Annotated in this window: 17 protein-coding genes; 7 read left to right on the forward strand and 10 right to left on the reverse strand. The window is 74.8% G+C overall.

The genetic code is table 11. The features are described 5' to 3' along the window. The first annotated feature begins 419 nt into the window (after nt 1–419). The gene (locus EF918_RS21530) at nt 420–968 is read left to right on the forward strand and encodes a hypothetical protein (protein ID WP_125649128.1); all 549 of its coding nucleotides are present in this window, start codon (nt 420–422) and stop codon (nt 966–968) included. A gap of 22 nt (nt 969–990) precedes the next feature. Here the strand turns inward: EF918_RS21530 and EF918_RS21535 are convergent, their stop codons facing one another. Beyond that, complete coding sequence (locus EF918_RS21535) at nt 991–1,311, reverse strand: CU044_2847 family protein (RefSeq protein ID WP_125649131.1); 321 nt, start codon at nt 1,309–1,311, stop codon at nt 991–993. A 304-nt stretch (nt 1,312–1,615) separates the two neighbouring features. Here EF918_RS21535 and EF918_RS21540 point away from each other — a divergent pair, with 304 nt between their 5' ends. Then, a complete protein-coding gene (locus EF918_RS21540; RefSeq protein ID WP_125649133.1) occupies nt 1,616–2,131 on the forward strand; it encodes a DUF4232 domain-containing protein in 516 nt (171 codons plus the stop codon). Between the two features lie 95 nt (nt 2,132–2,226). Here the strand turns inward: EF918_RS21540 and EF918_RS21545 are convergent, their stop codons facing one another. The 4 genes from EF918_RS21545 to EF918_RS21560 form a co-directional block, all read right to left on the reverse strand. After that, complete coding sequence (locus EF918_RS21545) at nt 2,227–3,072, reverse strand: tyrosinase family protein (RefSeq protein WP_125649136.1); 846 nt, start codon at nt 3,070–3,072, stop codon at nt 2,227–2,229. Further along, nucleotides 3,069–3,509: a tyrosinase family oxidase copper chaperone gene (locus tag EF918_RS21550; RefSeq protein WP_125649139.1), complete on the reverse strand. Its 441-nt coding sequence runs from the start codon at nt 3,507–3,509 to the stop codon at nt 3,069–3,071. The genes EF918_RS21545 and EF918_RS21550 overlap by 4 nt, the downstream gene beginning before the upstream one ends. A gap of 155 nt (nt 3,510–3,664) precedes the next feature. Beyond that, nucleotides 3,665–4,669, reverse strand: a complete 1,005-nt coding sequence (locus EF918_RS21555; RefSeq protein WP_312847848.1) for an amidohydrolase family protein — start codon at nt 4,667–4,669, stop codon at nt 3,665–3,667. A 212-nt stretch (nt 4,670–4,881) separates the two neighbouring features. Continuing rightward, nucleotides 4,882–5,409, reverse strand: coding sequence for an NUDIX hydrolase family protein (locus tag EF918_RS21560; RefSeq protein WP_185921848.1), 528 nt, complete (start codon nt 5,407–5,409; stop codon nt 4,882–4,884). Between the two features lie 159 nt (nt 5,410–5,568). Here EF918_RS21560 and EF918_RS21565 point away from each other — a divergent pair, with 159 nt between their 5' ends. After that, nucleotides 5,569–6,420: a class I SAM-dependent methyltransferase gene (locus EF918_RS21565; protein ID WP_260610464.1), complete on the forward strand. Its 852-nt coding sequence runs from the start codon at nt 5,569–5,571 to the stop codon at nt 6,418–6,420. 52 nt (nt 6,421–6,472) lie between these two features. Here the strand turns inward: EF918_RS21565 and EF918_RS38365 are convergent, their stop codons facing one another. Beyond that, nucleotides 6,473–6,595, reverse strand: coding sequence for a hypothetical protein (locus EF918_RS38365; protein WP_260610465.1), 123 nt, complete (start codon nt 6,593–6,595; stop codon nt 6,473–6,475). Between the two features lie 255 nt (nt 6,596–6,850). On the opposite strand from EF918_RS38365, the gene EF918_RS21570 reads away from it, so the two are divergent. The 4 genes from EF918_RS21570 (at nt 6,851) to EF918_RS21585 (ending at nt 11,039) form a co-directional block, all read left to right on the forward strand. Then, the gene (locus EF918_RS21570) at nt 6,851–7,036 is read left to right on the forward strand and encodes a hypothetical protein (RefSeq protein ID WP_125649145.1); all 186 of its coding nucleotides are present in this window, start codon (nt 6,851–6,853) and stop codon (nt 7,034–7,036) included. 454 nt (nt 7,037–7,490) lie between these two features. Continuing rightward, the gene (locus EF918_RS39100) at nt 7,491–8,762 is read left to right on the forward strand and encodes a hypothetical protein (protein WP_125649148.1); all 1,272 of its coding nucleotides are present in this window, start codon (nt 7,491–7,493) and stop codon (nt 8,760–8,762) included. A gap of 118 nt (nt 8,763–8,880) precedes the next feature. Beyond that, the gene (locus tag EF918_RS21580) at nt 8,881–9,489 is read left to right on the forward strand and encodes a 3'-5' exonuclease (RefSeq protein ID WP_125649152.1); all 609 of its coding nucleotides are present in this window, start codon (nt 8,881–8,883) and stop codon (nt 9,487–9,489) included. A gap of 134 nt (nt 9,490–9,623) precedes the next feature. Further along, nucleotides 9,624–11,039: a hypothetical protein gene (locus EF918_RS21585; RefSeq protein WP_185921847.1), complete on the forward strand. Its 1,416-nt coding sequence runs from the start codon at nt 9,624–9,626 to the stop codon at nt 11,037–11,039. Nucleotides 11,040–11,060: 21 nt separating this feature from the next. Here EF918_RS21585 and EF918_RS21590 read toward each other — a convergent pair whose 3' ends face one another. The 4 genes from EF918_RS21590 to EF918_RS39105 form a co-directional block, all read right to left on the reverse strand. Further along, nucleotides 11,061–11,483 carry an SHOCT domain-containing protein gene (locus tag EF918_RS21590; RefSeq protein ID WP_125649155.1) on the reverse strand — a complete coding sequence of 141 codons (423 nt, stop codon included), beginning with the start codon at nt 11,481–11,483 and terminating at the stop codon, nt 11,061–11,063. Between the two features lie 60 nt (nt 11,484–11,543). Next, the gene (locus EF918_RS21595) at nt 11,544–12,362 is read right to left on the reverse strand and encodes a YhjD/YihY/BrkB family envelope integrity protein (RefSeq protein WP_125649158.1); all 819 of its coding nucleotides are present in this window, start codon (nt 12,360–12,362) and stop codon (nt 11,544–11,546) included. A 24-nt stretch (nt 12,363–12,386) separates the two neighbouring features. Beyond that, complete coding sequence (locus EF918_RS21600) at nt 12,387–12,584, reverse strand: hypothetical protein (protein ID WP_125649161.1); 198 nt, start codon at nt 12,582–12,584, stop codon at nt 12,387–12,389. Nucleotides 12,585–12,712: 128 nt separating this feature from the next. Further along, on the reverse strand, nt 12,713–15,790 hold the full coding sequence (locus tag EF918_RS39105; protein ID WP_125649164.1) for a LuxR C-terminal-related transcriptional regulator: 3,078 nt from the start codon (nt 15,788–15,790) through the stop codon (nt 12,713–12,715). Between the last annotated feature and the right edge of the window lie 148 nt (nt 15,791–15,938).

Here is a 15,938-nt window from a genome sequence, read left to right on the forward strand (position 1 = left end):
GCAGCACCGCGACACCCCGCATCCTCGCCTTCTCCCCCATGGCTCCCCCCTGGTTGCCGGGACGCCCCGGCCGGGACCGCCGCCGGTACGCGTGTGGGGCCCGGTACCCGTGTCGCGCCTGCCACTCGTGCCGTGTCCGTCACTCGTGCCGTGTCCGGCGTCGCAGGCGCCGCCTGCGCCCCCTACACCCGTGCCTCCGCCGCCTGCCCGTTCTCGCCCCATGCCGGGCGCCTCCGTTCCCCCGAGAAGATATCTCGACGTCGAGATACTTACGCTCGCCGTAGCCTGCCGGAAGATCAATCTCGACGTCAAGATATTTCGGGAGGAAAAGAGGCCGCCGCGCGGAACGCCTCAGGAACCGTCCGTCCCGGCCGGGGCGTCCCGGCAACCAGGGGGGAGCCATGGGGGAGAAGGCGAGGATGCGGGGTGTCGCGGTGCTGCTGCCCGCTGCCGCCGCCGGGCTGGTCCACGGCTGGTCCTGGTGGTGTCTGAGCGCGGACTCGGCGCCACCGGGCCCGGTGGCCCTGGTCGGAGGCGCCGTGCTGGTGCTCGGGGCGGCGGTGGCGTACGGCGCGCTACGGGGCGGCAGCGGCGGCGTCTTCGGGGCGTTGGCGGTCGCGGTGGGACTGCTGGCGGTCGTCGCGGCCGCGGACCGGGCGGCGGCCCGGCCGGACCGGGCGCTCTGCGTCGTCCGTCAGATCGAGGAACGCGGCTCGCACACGGCCGGCGAGGGCGCACCGGCCTCCCGGACCGTCTACCGCCATGTCCTGACCTGCCCCGGCGGCTACCCGACCGAACTGAAGGAGGACCACGCGGTGGCCCGTGCGGGCGGCGAGATCGAGGTGGCCTACGACGCCCGACGCCGGGTCTCCCCGGTCCTGGTGGGCGACACTTCCCCCTGGCCGGCCTTCCTCTGCGCCGCGCTCCTCCTCGCCTTCGCCACCCTCGTGGCCACCCGTCGCCCCTGACTCGGCGAGGCCGGCCGGGCGTTCAGGTGCGGCTTCCGCCCTCCCAGGACATCGACACGCGCAGGTGGCCGTTGGCGCTGCTCTTGGTGATCACCGCGCCCGCCTCGAACGAGAGGTCGACGCCGAACTCGACGTTGATCGCGTCGGGTCGCGCCTTGCGCAACTGGTCGAGCATGGCGGTCGCCGCCTCCGTCACCGAGCCCAGGGCCGATTGGAGGTTCTCGGGGAGCTCGTGGATCACCTCGCCGAAGCGGCCCTCCTCCATCGGACCCTCCCCGGCCCCCGGCGCCTCGACCAGCAGCGAGCCGCCGTCCGCCAGGGGGATCCGCGCCAGCTGCGTCACAGCTCCTCCTCGTGCCGGTGGCCGGTGGCCGGTGGCCGGTGGCCGGTGCCTTGGCCGGTGGCCGGCGGGTCCGGCCCCTGGGTGTGATGGTCACCGAGGGCGGCGATCGCCGCATCCAGGGTGGGCCGGAGGCGTGATCCCGGGCGCCGCCCGGGCCGTGCAGCAGGCCGAGCAGCAGCCCGTCCCGCCGTTGACCTGCCCGGATCGCCGCTCCGCTCGCGCCCCCGACCGGTGCGGTGCCAGGGTGGTAGGGCAGAAGCGGGCGCGCGTTCGGTCGCCCGTGACCTCGCGAGGGAGGACAGGCATGCGCGTACTCCTGGCGTCGGCGGTCCTGGCCGGCGGGATGCTGCTGGCCGGTGGGGGAGCGGCCGTCGCGGACACGGCCGGGGAGGCCGTCGTACGGGCGCCCACGCCACCGTGCCGCAGCAGCCAGCTCGCGGCGGTGAGCGCGGCCCGGACGGGCGCGGCACAGGTCCGCATCACGGTCGTCAACGACGGCTCCCGGGCGTGTGCCCTGAAGGGCTACCCCACCGTCGCGGTGGCCGGGCTGGGCTCGCCCCAGCGCAACAAGCCCCTGTCCGTGCAGCGGCTGGGGACGGCCCGGACGGTCGTGCTGCCCGCCGGCGGTACGGCGTCGACCACCGTGCGGTTCACCCCGGTCCTCGGTGAGGCCGACGGCTACTGCGCGTCGGGGGCCGAGCCGACGGTGGCGCCCTCCCTGGTGGTCGGCGTCGCGGGCGGCGCCTTCCAGCTCGCGCCGGACGACGGCGGCGAGTTCGCCCTGTGCGGGACCGCCGCCCGGGTCACCGCCTTCCGCTGAGTGGGCGTCCGAGAGGACGTCTGCGTCAGCGGAAGAACGGTCGGTCCGCCCCAAAGCCTGGCCGGCCAGGGGTCGTTCGGGCCACTGGCCACGCGCTACCGCTTGGTGCCGTTCGCCTGCTCGGTGTCGAAGGTGTAGAACGTGCGGTGGTCGAGCAGGTCCGCCGGCGTCACGTTGTTCCACGGGGTCATCGCGCGGCGCAGGTCGACCACGTTCGGCGTCGCCGCCCCGGGCAGGTAAGGGGACTTCGGGTGCTGGATCTGCCACTGCGCCCACAGCATGTCGATGAACGCGTGGTGCAGCCAGAACACCGGGTCGTTGGGCGAGGCCGCGCTGGCCATCTGGCCACCGACCCAGACGTGCACCCGGTTGTGGATGCCCGAACCCCGCCAGCCCTCCAGGTGGTTGCGGAAGCCGCCGGAGGTGCTGTTCCACGGCGCCGCGTCGTACTCGGCCAGCGCCAGCACCGCCTTGACCTCGTCCTTCGTCGGCAGCTCGGGCACGGCCACGCCGAGGGCCCGGCGCAGGTACGGTCGCTGGTCCACGCCCACGGTCACGGGCCACTTGCCGCCCGCGTACGCGAACGGCCCGTCCGTGACCTGGCCGTCCCGGTCCCGACCGGTCCCGCCGAGGAAGTCCGGGGCCCACAGCGACGAGCGGGCCGTGCGGTCCTCGGTCCAGTCCCAGTAAGGGAGGGACACTTTCGGGTCCACCTTCTGCAGTTCGGCCTCGAAGTCGAGGAGGAACCGGCGGTGCCAGGGCAGGAAGGACGGCGACCGGTGGCCGACCCGGTCACCGAAGTCGGAGTCGTTCTTGAGGAAGAAGTTGTGGGCGGTGACGAAGCGGTCGTAGACGCCGGTCCGCTTGAGCTCCAGCACCGCGTTGACGAAGCCCCGCTTCTCGTCCGCCGTGAGCTTGGCCTGGTTCTTGCGGACGGTCACGCCCTGCCTGCCTTGGGGTCGAAGGGGACGAGGGCGGCGCCCTTGAGGTCGCGGACGGCGGCCCGGGCGGCCGAGACCGGGTCCGGGAAGGTCTCGTAGTGGTTGACCACGCTGATCCAGGTGCCGTCCGCGTTCGGCATGAGGTGCAGCTCCTTGCCGTCGATCCGGATGGTCGGCAGACTCGGCAGGTGGTGCCCGTCGTGGTGGCCGCCACCGGCGGCGGGGACGATCTGGATCCGGCTGCCCTGGTACACCTCGTCGAGGGCGGACACGTCGGGCAGGGCGGGCACGGAACCGGTCGGAGCGGGCCCCTTGGCCGAGGCGCCGGGCTCGGGGGCGGACGTGGCCGACGAGCGTATGACCGCGGCGGTCACCCCCAGGGCGGTGGCTGCCCCCGCAGCGATGCCCAGGGTCTGTCGGCGAGTGATCTTCTTCATGGCCTGAAGAAGTATCAGAGTGGCTCGAACTGCTGATCGTTGCCCCGTGCACCGATCCGCCGGGCGGCGCGCCCCCGACGGTCGGCCGAGTGCGGGCCGTCGAGCGCCGGCGGCCAGGTGCGGCCGGTCAGCCGCGGACGGCCGGGCGCTGCCGGTCAGGCGTGGGCGGCCAGCCGCGGGACGAGGAGCTCGGCGTTGCCGCGACGGACCGCGTGGAGCTGTCCGTCCGACCAGTGCGGGTAGGCCTCCAGCGCCTCGTCGAAGCCGCCGCACCACTCCTCGGGCACCATGGGGAAGTCGCTGCCGTACAGCACATGGCCCGGTGCGGCGAAGGCGAGCAGCGAGGGCAGCGAGGCGGGCCCGGCGCAGAAGGCGGTGTCGAAGTAGAAGCGCCGCAGCTCCGCCATGAGGTCCTGGGGCGTGCCGTCCGGGCGCAGCCGGGCGGCCGAGGCGAAGCGGTGGGCGGCGTACGGCAGGAAGCCGCCGGCATGGGGAAGGATGATCCTCAGCCCGGGGTACCGCCCGGGGATCCCGGCGAGCGCCAGGTGCAGGGCCGTGCGGGCGGTGTCGTACGGGAAGTCGACCAGCGGGCTCGGCAGCCCCGGGACCGGCGCCCCGGGCGGCGCCGTGGGATGGACGAGCACCACGGCGGTACGCGCGTCCAGCTCGGCCCACAGCGGCTCGAACTCCGGATCGCCGAGGTAGCGGCCCTCGGCGTTGGACAGGACCATCACCCCGTCGGCGCCGAGCTCGTCCAGGGCGTGGACGGCCTCGGCGAGCGCCCCGCCGACGTCCGGCAGGGGGAGCGCGGCGAAGTGGCCGAAGCGGTCCGGCCGGTCCTTGACCTGTTCGGCGGTGAACTCGTTGACGTACCGGGCCGAGGTCCGGGCCCCGGCGACGTCGCCCGGAGCGGCCAGCGGGGCGGCGTACGAGAGGAGGCCGGTGGCGATCGAGCGGCGGTCCATCATCGCCAGGGCGCCCTGCCGGTCCCAGGAGGGCGCGGGCCAGCCGAGGGCGGCGGCCCGCTCGGCCAACGCGCGGACCCGGTCTGGCGGGATGACGTGCTGATGGACGTCGATCCGTCGGACGTCGACCGGTCGGACGCCGATCCGCTCGCACGCGTCCATACCGGCCCGCACCTCCTCCTCCGCTGCTTCCACGACAGCCCGAGCTCCCCGACGACCCAGACCCCCATGACAGCCCACGGCACCCCGGGCCACCAGCACCCCGGCCCGCACCCGCGCCCGTGTCACTCGTCCGGCCGACTCGGGCCCAGGGCGGCGCCGCTTCACGACGCCGATCGCGCAACACCCGTCAGCTGAGCAGTAGTTGGCCCGGACGGAAAACGGTCCGCCCCGGAGCAGCCGATCGCTCAGTACACGTGGCCGACATGCGCGAGTGCCTGTCGCAGCAGGACCCCGTGCCCGCCCGGCATCTCCATCTGCACCGCCGTGGACGCGGCTTCCTGGGGGCTGAACCACACCAGGTCCAGGGCGTCCTGGCGGGGGCGGCAGTCGCCGGACACCGGGACGATGTAGGCCAGGGAGACCGCGTGCTGGCGCGGGTCGTGGTACGGGCTGACGCCCACGGTGGGGAAGTACTCGGCGACCGTGAAGGGCTGGAGCGAGGCCGGGATCCGGGGCAGCGCGACCGGGCCGAGGTCCTTCTCCAGGTGGCGCAGCAGGGCGTCCCGTACCCGCTCGTGGTGCATCACGCGGCCGGAGACCAGGGTCCGGCTGACGGTCCCGTCCGCTCCGATCCGCAGCAACAGGCCGATGCTGGTGACGTCACCGCTGTCGTCCACGCGTACGGGCACGGCCTCGACGTACAGGATGGGCATCCGGGCCCTGGCCAGTTCCAGCTCGTCCGTGGTCAGCCAGCCGGGCGTGGTCTCGGTCATCTCAGACATTGCTTGATCATACTTTCCAGGCGAGGGCTGCGCAGGATCCGTGCGCCGGATCGACGTACCCGTTCGAGGGCGGTTCGATGCCGGTTCCACGCGGGATCATCGTGCGTGTCGGTGGCGTGGACGGGGTCGGCGGGCGGGGATCGTGGTGGGGTGGCGGAGGAACAGGGCCGGTTCGACGTGTGGGGCGGTGGGCGTCCGGCGGCCGGGGACGCCTACGAGCGGTACATGGGCCGGTGGAGCCGGCGGGCCGCGGAGCTGTTCGTCAGCTGGCTTGGCTGCGGACCGGGGCTGCGCTGGCTGGACGTGGGCTGCGGGACGGGGGCCCTGACCGCGACCGTGGCCGCGCGCTGCCGTCCCCGGACGGTCGTGGGCGTGGAGCGCTCGGCCGCCTTCACGGCGGCCGCCCGCGCCGCCGTACCCCCGCAGGTGGGGCTCGCCGTGGCGGACGGGCAGCGGCTGCCCGTGCGCGACGCCTCGTTCGACGTCGCCGTGAGCGGGCTCGTGCTCAACTTCCTGCCCGCGCCGCACGACGCCGTGGCCGAGGCGGTGCGGGCCGTGCGTCCCGGCGGGACGGTGGCCGCGTACGTCTGGGCCTACGGCGACGGCATGGACCTCCTCGACCGCTTCTGGGCGGCCGCCACGGCCGCCGACCCCGCGGCGGCCGGACTCGACGAACGCACCCGGTTCCCGCTGTGCCGCCCGGAGCCGCTGCGCCGGCTCTGGACCGGCGCGGGACTGTCCGAGGTGGCCGTCACCCCCGTGGAACCGACCGCCGTCCTCGCCGACTTCACCGAGCTGTGGGAGCCGTTCCTCGCCGGGCAGGGCCCCGCCCCCGGCTACGTCGCGGCCCTGGCCCCGCCCGCCCGCGCCCGGCTGCACGACGCGCTGCGCGCGGCCGTGCCGGCGCGGCCGGACGGGTCGATCACCCTCGGGCTGCGGGCCTGGGCGGTCCGGGGCCGCACCCCGGCCGTCCGCCCGTCTCGGCCGACGGTGATGCGGTAGGTCTTGTCGGAGCTGTCAGGAGCACCGCCGTTGTTGTCGGCGTCGGTCGTCGTCAGCCACAACTGGTGCGCGCCGGGCACTTGGTGACCGTGCGCAGATGTTCGTACGTCGCCACGCAGTACGAGGTGGGGGTGCCGACCGACTCGGTGTCGCCGTTGATCGGGATCCGCCGCATCCGCTCGCCGCGCAGGCCCGCCCTGCAGACGACGTCCTGACGGGGAGATCCCGCCGCCGGCCGCGGTACCCAGTACCCGCACCCGCATGGCGGCGGGGCCAGCGGGTGCTCAGACCGTGGGCGGTGACTTCGAGCGCGGTCCGGCACCGCGCGGCGCCGGAAGCTCTGAAGTTGCTCAAGCGGTGCGTGGAATCGCCCCTGACCAGGGCATCCTGCACGCACGACCGAACGGAACGCGGAGAACGGGGGTGCGCGATGGGAACCGCACTGACCATCGTCCTGGTCATCGGCCTGGTGGCCTTCCAGCTACTGCTCGGCCCCAAGAAGTCGCGCCGCCGCCGCAGCGCATGGAGCGACGGCGGGGACAGCTGCGGCTCGGCATCCTGCGGCAGCTCCTCGTCCTGCGGGGGCGGCGGAGGAGGCGGGGGCGGCGGAGACTGAGAGGCCCTCCGCCCCGGCCACCGGGCCGCTCCGACCCGTTCCGGCGTCCCGCCGCTCCGACCCGTTCCGGCGTCCCGCCGCTCCGACCCGTTCCGGCGTCCCGCCGCTCCGACCCGTTCCGGCGTCCCGCCGCTCCGACCCGTTCCGGCGTCCCGCCGGTCCGCTGCCGCCCGCCGCCGCCCGCCGCCGACGCGTGCCGAGCCGTCAGCGGTGCACTGCGTCCGGCTGCCGCAGGGCCGCGGCGCTCCGTTCCCGGCCGCCGGCATGGCCCCGACGGTGCGCGTCCCCGGGCGTCGGTGCGCGGGGGCCGGTCCAGCCACCGAGCCGTCGGCCGGTCTTCGGGCGGCGGGTCGACCGGATCGGCCGTGGTGTCCCCGGCAGCGCCGTCGGTCCTGCCGGCCGCGCCGGGAATTCGTTTGGTCCGGCCCGGCGGGGTCGACGATCATCGTCGGCGATGAGCACCGCATTCGACGACGTCCGGCGCCATGTGGCCGCCGGCGACATACCCAGCGCCGTCCGCACCCTGCGCCCCCTGGCCGACACCGCCGAGCTCGCCGACCTCGTCGCCGAGGTCGGGCCGCTCGCGGAGGCCGTCGGGTTCCGTGAACTCGCCAAGGCGGCCGAGAAGGCCGCCCGCAAGCCCGGCGATCCGCGCCGGCTCTACGCCTTCGGTTACCTGTGCATCGAGCACGGCATCGCCTTCGCCGCCGTACCCGCCCTGCGCGAGGCCCTGCGGCTGACCCCCGGGCCTGCCGGCCGCCGACCGCTGTCCGAGCTCGTCGCCGCGCTGGAGGCCGAGGACCGCCACGGCGAGGCGACACAGGAACTGCTGCGCCACGAAGCCCTCCTCGAGCCGTGGCCCGGCCAGTACCTCGTGGCCTGCAACGCGCTCCTCTCCGGCGACCTCGCCACCGCCCGCGAACGGGCCGCCCGCCTTCCCGCGCCGGACGACGACGCGTGGACCTGGGCCCACGCCCGGCTCCGCCGGATGCTCGACCGTGCCGAGGCCGCCGCCCGCACGTCCCCGCTGGACGCCACCGACCTGCGCGGCTGGCAGTTCGTACTGACCGGAACACTGCTCGGCAGCCTCTCGCCGTACGGGTTCCAGGTGATGCGCGGCCGTTATGCCTACCTCAGCGACAGCTACGAGGCCTGCCGCCGCAGCCTGGACCGGCTGGCGGTCGCCCTGGACGCGGCCGGGCACCGCCCCGACGCGGTGAGCGCCCTGCCGGGCCGCTCCGACCGCATCCTCGCCCTGGCGGCGGCCGAGATCCTGGCCCTGGACCTCGTGCCGTACGCACCGCAGCGCCCGGACACGCTGGTCGTGGCGTACGACCTCGGCGACCACGACCCGGAGGTCCAGGACGGGCTGCGCGACCGCGCACCCGGCCAGGTCCTGTACGAGCACGCGACCCGGTGGACCGAGACCGACACCGTCCCCGCCGACTTCAGCGGGCTGCACCGGCAGGTCGGCGCCGAGCCGTGGGGCGCACGGCTGACCGCGCACGGGCCGGGGGAGCCGGACACCCGGCCGGAGGAGGCGATCGCCCGCGACATCGTCGCGGCCGGTGCCCACCCGGCCGATCCGGGCGACGGCTCCGCCCCGGCGGACGCCGACACCGACGCGGCCTTCCGCGCCTTCGCCACCGCCGTCGCCCCGCTGTGGCGCACGGGGCCGCGCGCCCCGATCCGCTCCTCGGGGCCGGTCCGCAGCAACAGCTTCTGACCCCCGAACAGGCCCCCGGCCCCGGCCCTGTCCCTGTCCCTGTCCCTGTCCCTGTCCCTGTCCCTGTCCCTGTCCCTGTCCCTGTCCTGAGCCCGACCCGATACCCACCGAGGAAGCGATGACACCGAAGACCCCGACGGCGCCCAGGGCGCCGCGGACGGACGCGCAGTTGCTGAACGTCGTCGACGTCGAAGCGACCTGCTGGGACGGGACGCCCCCGCCCGGGGCCGTCAGCGAGATCATCGAGATCGGGCTGACCGTGGTCGACCTCGGCACGGCGGAGCGGGTGGGGCGGCACCGGATCCTGGTGCGTCCCGCCCGGTCGTCCGTCAGCCCGTTCTGCACGGAGCTGACGGGCCTCACCCAGGCCGAGGTGGACACCGGGATCGGCTTCGCCGAGGCGTGCCGGCTGCTCGCGGCCGAGCACGCCGCCGGGGCCCGGCCGTGGGCGAGCTGGGGCGACTACGACCGGCACCAGTTCACCCGTCAGTGCCAGGCCGCCGCCGTGCCCTACCCGTTCGGGCGCCACCACATCAACGCCAAGGCGGTGTTCACCGAGGCGTACGGTCTGCGCAAGCGCCCCGGCATGGCCCGCGCCCTGACCGTGGCGGGCCTCCCTCTGGAGGGCCGCCACCACCGCGGCGAGGACGACGCCTGGAACATCGCCGCGCTGGTCCTCCATCTGGCCGGCCGCGACGCGTGGCCCGGACCGGCCGCCCGGACGTAGCAGCCCCGCGCTGCCGTCGCTCACCCGCCCCGCCGCCGCTCACCCGTACGGCGCCGCTCCGCTCGCCCGCCCCCCGGGGCCCACGGTTATCTGGGCATTCCGGCAGCGACGCGGACCAGGTGAGGGAGCAGCGCATGACGGGGACCCAACCCGGTGGGACGGGCGGCGGGGGCACCGACGACGAACTGTCCGTGCTCCACGCGCGGGTGGCCGAGCTGGAGGCCAAGGTGGCGGCCGGGGGTGAGCGGCCCAAACGGCACCGGGTACGGCACTTCTGGGCCGCCGTGCTGATCGTCCTCGGCTGCATCCTGGCACCGCTCAGCCTCGTGGCCACCTGGACGGCCGACATCGTCGGCAACACCGACCGCTACGTCGACACCGTTGCCCCGCTCGCCTCCGACGCGGACGTCCAGGCTGCCGTGGCCAACCGGGCGACCGATGCCGTGATGCAGCACATCGACCTGAACTCCCTGCTGGAGGACGTCGCCCCCGACGACCGTCCCCGCCTCACGAAGGCCCTGGGCAAACTCAGCGACCCGATCGAGAACGCCGTCCGCAGCTTCGTCCACGACAAGGCCCTCGACGTCGTCTCCTCCGACGCCTTCGAGAAGGTCTGGACGGAGGCCAACCGCAAGATCCACGCGTCCGTGGACAAGGCCCTCACCGGCAGCGGCGGCGGCGCCGTCAAGATCAACCAGAACACCGTCACCCTCGACCTCGCACCGGTCATCGAGCAGGTCAAGCAGCGTCTGGTGGACGCGGGCCTCGGCGTGGCGGGCAAGATCCCCGAGATCCACACCGACTTCACCCTCGTCAAGGCCGACGACATCGGCCGGCTCAAGACCGGCTTCCGTCTCCTCCAGCTCGTCGGCACCTGGCTGCCGGTCCTCGGCATCATCCTGCTCGCCGTCGGCATCTGGCTCTCGGAGCACCGCCGCCGCGCCCTCGTCGCCGCCGCCCTCGGCGTCGCGTTCGCCGTCGTCCTGCTGGGCGTGGGCCTGACCGTCTTCCGGGTGATCTACCTCGACGCCCTGCCGGAGGGGGTCTCCCAGCCCGCCGCCGGTTCGGTGTACGACACCCTGGTCCGCTTCCTGCGCCAGTCGGTGCGGACGGTGGCGGCACTGGGCGTGGTGATCGCCGTGTCCGCCTGGCTGACCGGCCCCGGCCGCCGGGCCGGAGTGCTGCGCGGAATGTGGCACTCCGGCATTGGGGCGGCCCGTACGACGGCCGACCGGGCCGGTCTGCGGACCGGCCCGGTCGGACCCTTCGTGCGCCGCCGCCGGACCTGGATCGTCTGGATCCTGGTGGCCGCGGCCGTCCTCACCTACGTCCTGTGGAGCTACCCGACGGGCCTGGTCGTGCTCGCCCTGGCACTCGCCCTGCTCTTCGCCCTGGCGATCGTCGACTTCCTGGCACAGGAGCCGGCCGTCGGCGCGGCAGCCCCGGGCGGACCGGTCGACGGCGGGCCCACCCACGGCGGTCCCGCCGCCGACGACCCGGCCGAAGGCGGGCCGGCCCCCGCGGGGCCGGCCCACCCGAAGGGGCCGTGACGCACCGTCCGGCTCGGCCGGTCAGCCCAGGACCTTCTGCTTCGCCCGCTGGAACTCCTCCTCGGAGATCGCCCCGCTGGCCCGCATGTCCGACAGCTTGGCCAGCTGGTCGACCTCGCTCGCCCCGCCCCCGGCGGGTGCGCCGGCCGTCCGCCGGATGTAGTCGTCCACGGCCGCCTGCTGCTCCTCGACCTGCTTCATGTCGCGCTTGCTCATGCCCTTGCCCCGCACCAGCACGTAGATGAACACGCCCAGGAAGGGCAGCAGGATGACGAAGATCAGCCAGCCCGCCTTGCCCCACCCGCCGAGCTCGTGGTCACGGAAGATGTCCGTGATGATGCGGAACAGCAGGAAGAACCACAGGACCCAGAGGAAGACCCACATGATGGTCCAGAGCATGCTCAGCATCGGGTAGTCGTACGCCAAAGGCAGGGAACCGTCCATCTGTCTCTCCTCTGCAACTACGGGCAGTACGAATGTGCGGGCGAGGGCGGCCCGAGCGGATCACCCGCGACGGGTGAACCGGGCCGTCAGCCGCCCGTACCAGGCCGACGTCGCCAGGGACTCCCCGACGGCCAGCCCGGTCACCGCCACCATGAACGCGGTGATGAGCCAGCTCAGCAGGGTGAAGACCGGCCCCAGAGGACCGAACTCGCCGTAGCTGCGCTCCATCGCCTTCGGCATCACCAGCGGGGACACGTACGACAGGGCCACCATGCCGGTGCCGGTCAGCACGGCACCGGGCAGCAGCGGCCACCAGCCGATCCGCCCGCACAGCAGCAGATGCTGGGTCCACCACCACAGCAGTACGGACGTCAGCAGCGACAGCACACACCCGACGGCGGGGCCCGCGCCGAAGCCCCGGTGCAGCGGCGCCTGCGCAAACAACAGCACCAGCCACACCACCAGCCACACCAGCCAGCGCCAGGCGGAGACCCGCGCCCCGGCCTTCGGCAACCGCCAGCAGCGCTCGCACACGGCTTGCAGCGCCCGGCTCATCGCGGTGGCCGACACCAGCGCCACCAGCACGCCGAGAGCCCCCGAACTGTTCTTCACCGCACCGCTGTCGGTGTAGGACCGCCGGGCGTCCGCGATCAGATCGCTCGGGACCCCCAGGATCGAGCGCAGCGAATCCGTCATGAGGTCGTGCACGGCACCGGGCGCGAACGCCGCGACCACCAGCAGCAGGGGCAGGGCGGCCAGGAACGCCTGGGCGGCGAGCCGGATGGCGGCCTCGACCGGGCTGATCTGCTGGAAACGTTCCACCGTACGAGCGGTCGCGGACCGTGTCCGGGCGACCAGGGAGCCCAGCCGGGCGGCCATGTGTCCTCCTGGGCGGTCCTGACGTCAGTCGGGCAGGAGGCGCATCTCCTCGACGCGCAGGCCCAGGTCGCGGAACCGGCCGAGCAGTCCGTACAGGTGGGCCTCGTCCGTCACGACGCCGAAGAACAGCGTCTGCCGGGGCGCCGCCACCGCCTTCAGCTCGGGGAAGGCCTGGGACACGGGCCGGGAGACATGGCCGGAGATACGGAATTCGTAGCGCATGAGCCGCTGCCCTTCGCACCCTGCCGGGTGGCCCCGGCCCCTCTGGGCCGGGGCGATGCGTCCATGCTCGTCCGGGTGCCGCCGTGCGTGCCTCACCCGGTGGAGGTGAGAATCCCGGTCGGGCGCTGTCACAGGATGTGGAGCTCCCGGGCGCGGTCCACGGCGTCCCGCCGGCGCGAGACGCACAGCTTGTGGTAGACGCTGCGCAGGTGGGTCTTGACGGTGTTGACCGACAGGTGCAGCTCGGCCGCGACCTCCGCGGTCGACATCATCCGGGCCACCTGTTCGAGCACTTCCTTCTCCCGGGGGCTCAGCTCCTCCACGACGAGCCGACCCCGGTCCCCGTCCCGGGCAGCGTCCGGACCCGTGCCGTACGCGGCCCCGGCCCCGGCCGTGTACCCGGCCCCGGGCCCGGATCCGGCCCCGGATCCGCGGGTGAGCCAGTTGTGCCCGCCCCGCTGTGCGTCGAGCCGGGCCAGCGGACCCCGCAGCCACGGCCCGGCATCCGTGAAGGGCCGCCGCAGCCGCTCGGGGCGTGCCGTGTCCAGGGCCGCCGCGAGGTGGGCCCGTGCCCCCTCCTCGTCCCCGTCCAGCAGGGCGGCGTGCGCATGCAGGAGCTGCGCCCGTACCCGGTCCGACAGGGTCACGGCGAGGGGCACGTCGGTGGCGGTGGTCGCGTCCCGGTCGGCGGCGTGGGCGTGGGCGAGGTACGGCGTCGCCTGCGCCGCGCGTCCCGCGGCGAGGTGGGCCTCGCCCAGCGCCACGGCCCGCGCGGGCAGGTCCGGGGCGACGCCGTCGAGCACGGCGACGGCGGTGGCCGGGTCGCCCTGGGCCAGGGCTGCGGCGGACCGGGCGATGGCCAGGCGCGCCGCCGGCCAGGGACACCCGGTCGGCCCGGCCGCGTCGAGCACGGCGACCGCGGCCTGCCGGCGGCCGAGGGCGAGTTCGACCGCCGACCGCAGGACGCACCGCTCGGCCAGCAGCACGGGGTCGGAGGAGGTGTCCGTGAGGGCCTCGGCCCGGTCCAGGTGCCCGCCGGCCGCGTGCGCGTCCCCGCGTTCCACGGCCACCGTGGCCAGGGCCAGGTGCCCGGCGCCCGATCCGTGGGTGGGCGGGATGCCGTGCCGGTCCGCGAGCCCGAGGGCCGCCGTGCCGTGCTGCTCGGCCTCACCCAGCGCCCCGAGGACCGCCTCGACCAGCGCCAGCCGCCCCAGGGCCTGGTGGCGCAGCAGCACCGTGGCGTCGTCCGGGCAGCCGCGGACCGTCGCGTCGAGTTCGGCCCGCGCCTGCGCCGGCCGCCCGGCCCGCAGCAGGGCGCAGGCCAGCCCGTAGCGGCGTAGCGCGTCGATCTCGGGACGGGCCGCGAGCTCCGCGGGCGGCAGGGCGGCCATGAGCTCGGCGATCCGGTGCGCCAAGGCCTCGGCGGTCCGGTCGTCCGGGAGCTCGGCGAGGAGCCGCAGCAGGGCGGTGGTGAGCTCCTCGGCCGGGTCCAGGTGGCCGTCCGGATCCGGGCTCCCGTCCGTCTCCGGGCTCCCGTCCGCAGCAGGGCGTCCGGCGGGCTGCGGACCCCGCCGTGCCTGTTGTGCTCGCTGCGCCTGGTCCAGCCGGCTCCGGCAGCCGGGGAGGTCCTGCCGGGACAGGCAGCAGGCGGCGGCGACCAGGGCGGGCGCGGCTCCCGGTACGTCGTCGGGCATCCGGGAGAACGTCCGCGCGGCGGCGGGTTCGCCGGGGCCGGCCAGCATGGTCCCCACCATCAGCTGCCGTACGGCGAGCGACGCGGCCCGGCCCCAGTCGCCGGCGGCGGCGAAGTGCTCCACCGCTTCGGCGGAGGGCCCCTCCTCGGCGAACCACTGCGCGGCCCGGCGGTGCAACCCGGGTTCCAGACCCGGCTGCTCACAGCGCAGGTGGGCGCGGAGGGTCTCGGCGAACAGCGGGTGCAGGCGGTGCCAGTGGGTGCCGTTGATCGGTTCGAGGAAGGCGTGGGCGCGGACCAGGTCCCTGAGGATCCGTTCGGAGTCCTGTCGTCCGGTCAGGGCGTCGGCGAGGTCGGGGTGGACCTGGTCGAGAATGCCGACGCGCAGCAGGAGCTCCCGGGTGGCGGGCGGCTGGACGGCCAGGACCTCGGTGAGGAGGTAGTCGGCGACGGCCTGTTCCGAGGCGGTGAACGACCGGGCGAAGCAGGCCGGGTCGTCCGACTGCGCCATGGCCAGGGCGCACAGCCGCAGTCCGGTCGCCCAGCCCTCGGTGTGCTCGATGAGCGCCCCGACGACGCCCTCGTCCGGCTCCACCCCGTGCCCGCGCAACAGGGCCGCGGCCTCCCGCCGGGTGAACGCCAGGTCCGCCCCGCGGATCTCGGCCAACCTCCCCTCGGCGCGGTAGCGGTGGAGCGGCAGCAGCGGGTCCTCGCGGCCGATGACGACCAGCCGGAGCAGCGGTCCGGCATGCTCCAGGACGAACCGCACCCCGGACCGGACCTCCCGGCCGGGCACCAGGTCGAAGCCGTCCAGGACCAGCACGAGCGGGCCGGGGAGGCGTTCGAGGGCGGCGGCGATCCGGACGAGCAGCGAGTGGTCGACCTCGTCGGTGCAGGCGGGTACACCGATGTAGGCCTCCGGCACGACCCCGGTCCGCAGCAGCGCCTCCACGACGTACCGCCAGAACACCCCGGGGGTGTCCTCCCGGTCCAGGGTCACCCAGGCGACGGGCGCGGCGGTGCCGGCCGCCCGGGAGGCCGTCCAGGAGGCGGCGAGCGTGGTCTTGCCGACCCCGGCGGCCCCGGTGATGACCGTCAACGGGCCCTGCGTGGCGAGCGTGAGCCGGTCCAGCAACCGCTGCCGGTGCACGAGACCGGGCGCGGCCCGGGGCACGGAGAGCTTGGCGGTGAGCAGCGGGTCGTCGGGCCGCTCGGGCGGCGCGGGCCGCTCAGGGCGCCCAGGGCGCTCGGGGCGCTCGGGGCGGTCGGGGCGGTCGCGGTCGGGGCGGTCGGTGCGCGGGGGACGGCCCGGACGTGGGGTCCGGTCGGCGGGTTGCGCGCGCCCGGGCCGGTCGGCACGTTCGGACCGCTCGGCACGGCGGCCGGACGTCTCCTGGGACCGCTCGGCACGGCGGCCGGACGTCCGGGAGCGCTCGGCACGCCCGCCGGACGGCTCGAGGTCGTCGAGGCGTTCGAGGTGTTCGAGGCGTTTGTGGAGTCGGGAAGAAGGCATCACCATGGGAGCCCCCTGACCCCCCAGAGGCGACCCCTCCATGGTCACGCCCGCCGGTCATGATCGCCACGCAGGGACTCGCCCGATCCGGGTGGTGCGCGGTCCGCCGTCCCTCGGCCCAATAGGAGAGGAAGGGGAGGGGGAGGGG

Origin of the sequence: Streptomyces sp. WAC06614 (assembly GCF_003949795.1) — a bacterium.
Taxonomy (GTDB): domain Bacteria; phylum Actinomycetota; class Actinomycetes; order Streptomycetales; family Streptomycetaceae; genus Streptomyces.

Coding starts and splice junctions, on each gene's coding strand:
- EF918_RS21570 (WP_125649145.1), top strand. CDS start 6,851: ATGGGAACCGCACTGACCATCGTCCTGGTCATCGGCCTGGTGGCCTTC.
- EF918_RS21585 (WP_185921847.1), top strand. CDS start 9,624: ATGACGGGGACCCAACCCGGTGGGACGGGCGGCGGGGGCACCGACGAC.
- EF918_RS21590 (WP_125649155.1), bottom strand. CDS start 11,483: ATGGACGGTTCCCTGCCTTTGGCGTACGACTACCCGATGCTGAGCATG.
- EF918_RS21600 (WP_125649161.1), bottom strand. CDS start 12,584: ATGCGCTACGAATTCCGTATCTCCGGCCATGTCTCCCGGCCCGTGTCC.
- EF918_RS39105 (WP_125649164.1), bottom strand. CDS start 15,790: ATGCCTTCTTCCCGACTCCACAAACGCCTCGAACACCTCGAACGCCTC.
- EF918_RS21530 (WP_125649128.1), top strand. CDS start 420: ATGCGGGGTGTCGCGGTGCTGCTGCCCGCTGCCGCCGCCGGGCTGGTC.
- EF918_RS39100 (WP_125649148.1), top strand. CDS start 7,491: ATGAGCACCGCATTCGACGACGTCCGGCGCCATGTGGCCGCCGGCGAC.
- EF918_RS21560 (WP_185921848.1), bottom strand. CDS start 5,409: ATGACCGAGACCACGCCCGGCTGGCTGACCACGGACGAGCTGGAACTG.
- EF918_RS21595 (WP_125649158.1), bottom strand. CDS start 12,362: ATGGCCGCCCGGCTGGGCTCCCTGGTCGCCCGGACACGGTCCGCGACC.
- EF918_RS21580 (WP_125649152.1), top strand. CDS start 8,881: ATGACACCGAAGACCCCGACGGCGCCCAGGGCGCCGCGGACGGACGCG.
- EF918_RS21540 (WP_125649133.1), top strand. CDS start 1,616: ATGCGCGTACTCCTGGCGTCGGCGGTCCTGGCCGGCGGGATGCTGCTG.
- EF918_RS38365 (WP_260610465.1), bottom strand. CDS start 6,595: ATGCGGCGGATCCCGATCAACGGCGACACCGAGTCGGTCGGCACCCCC.
- EF918_RS21550 (WP_125649139.1), bottom strand. CDS start 3,509: ATGAAGAAGATCACTCGCCGACAGACCCTGGGCATCGCTGCGGGGGCA.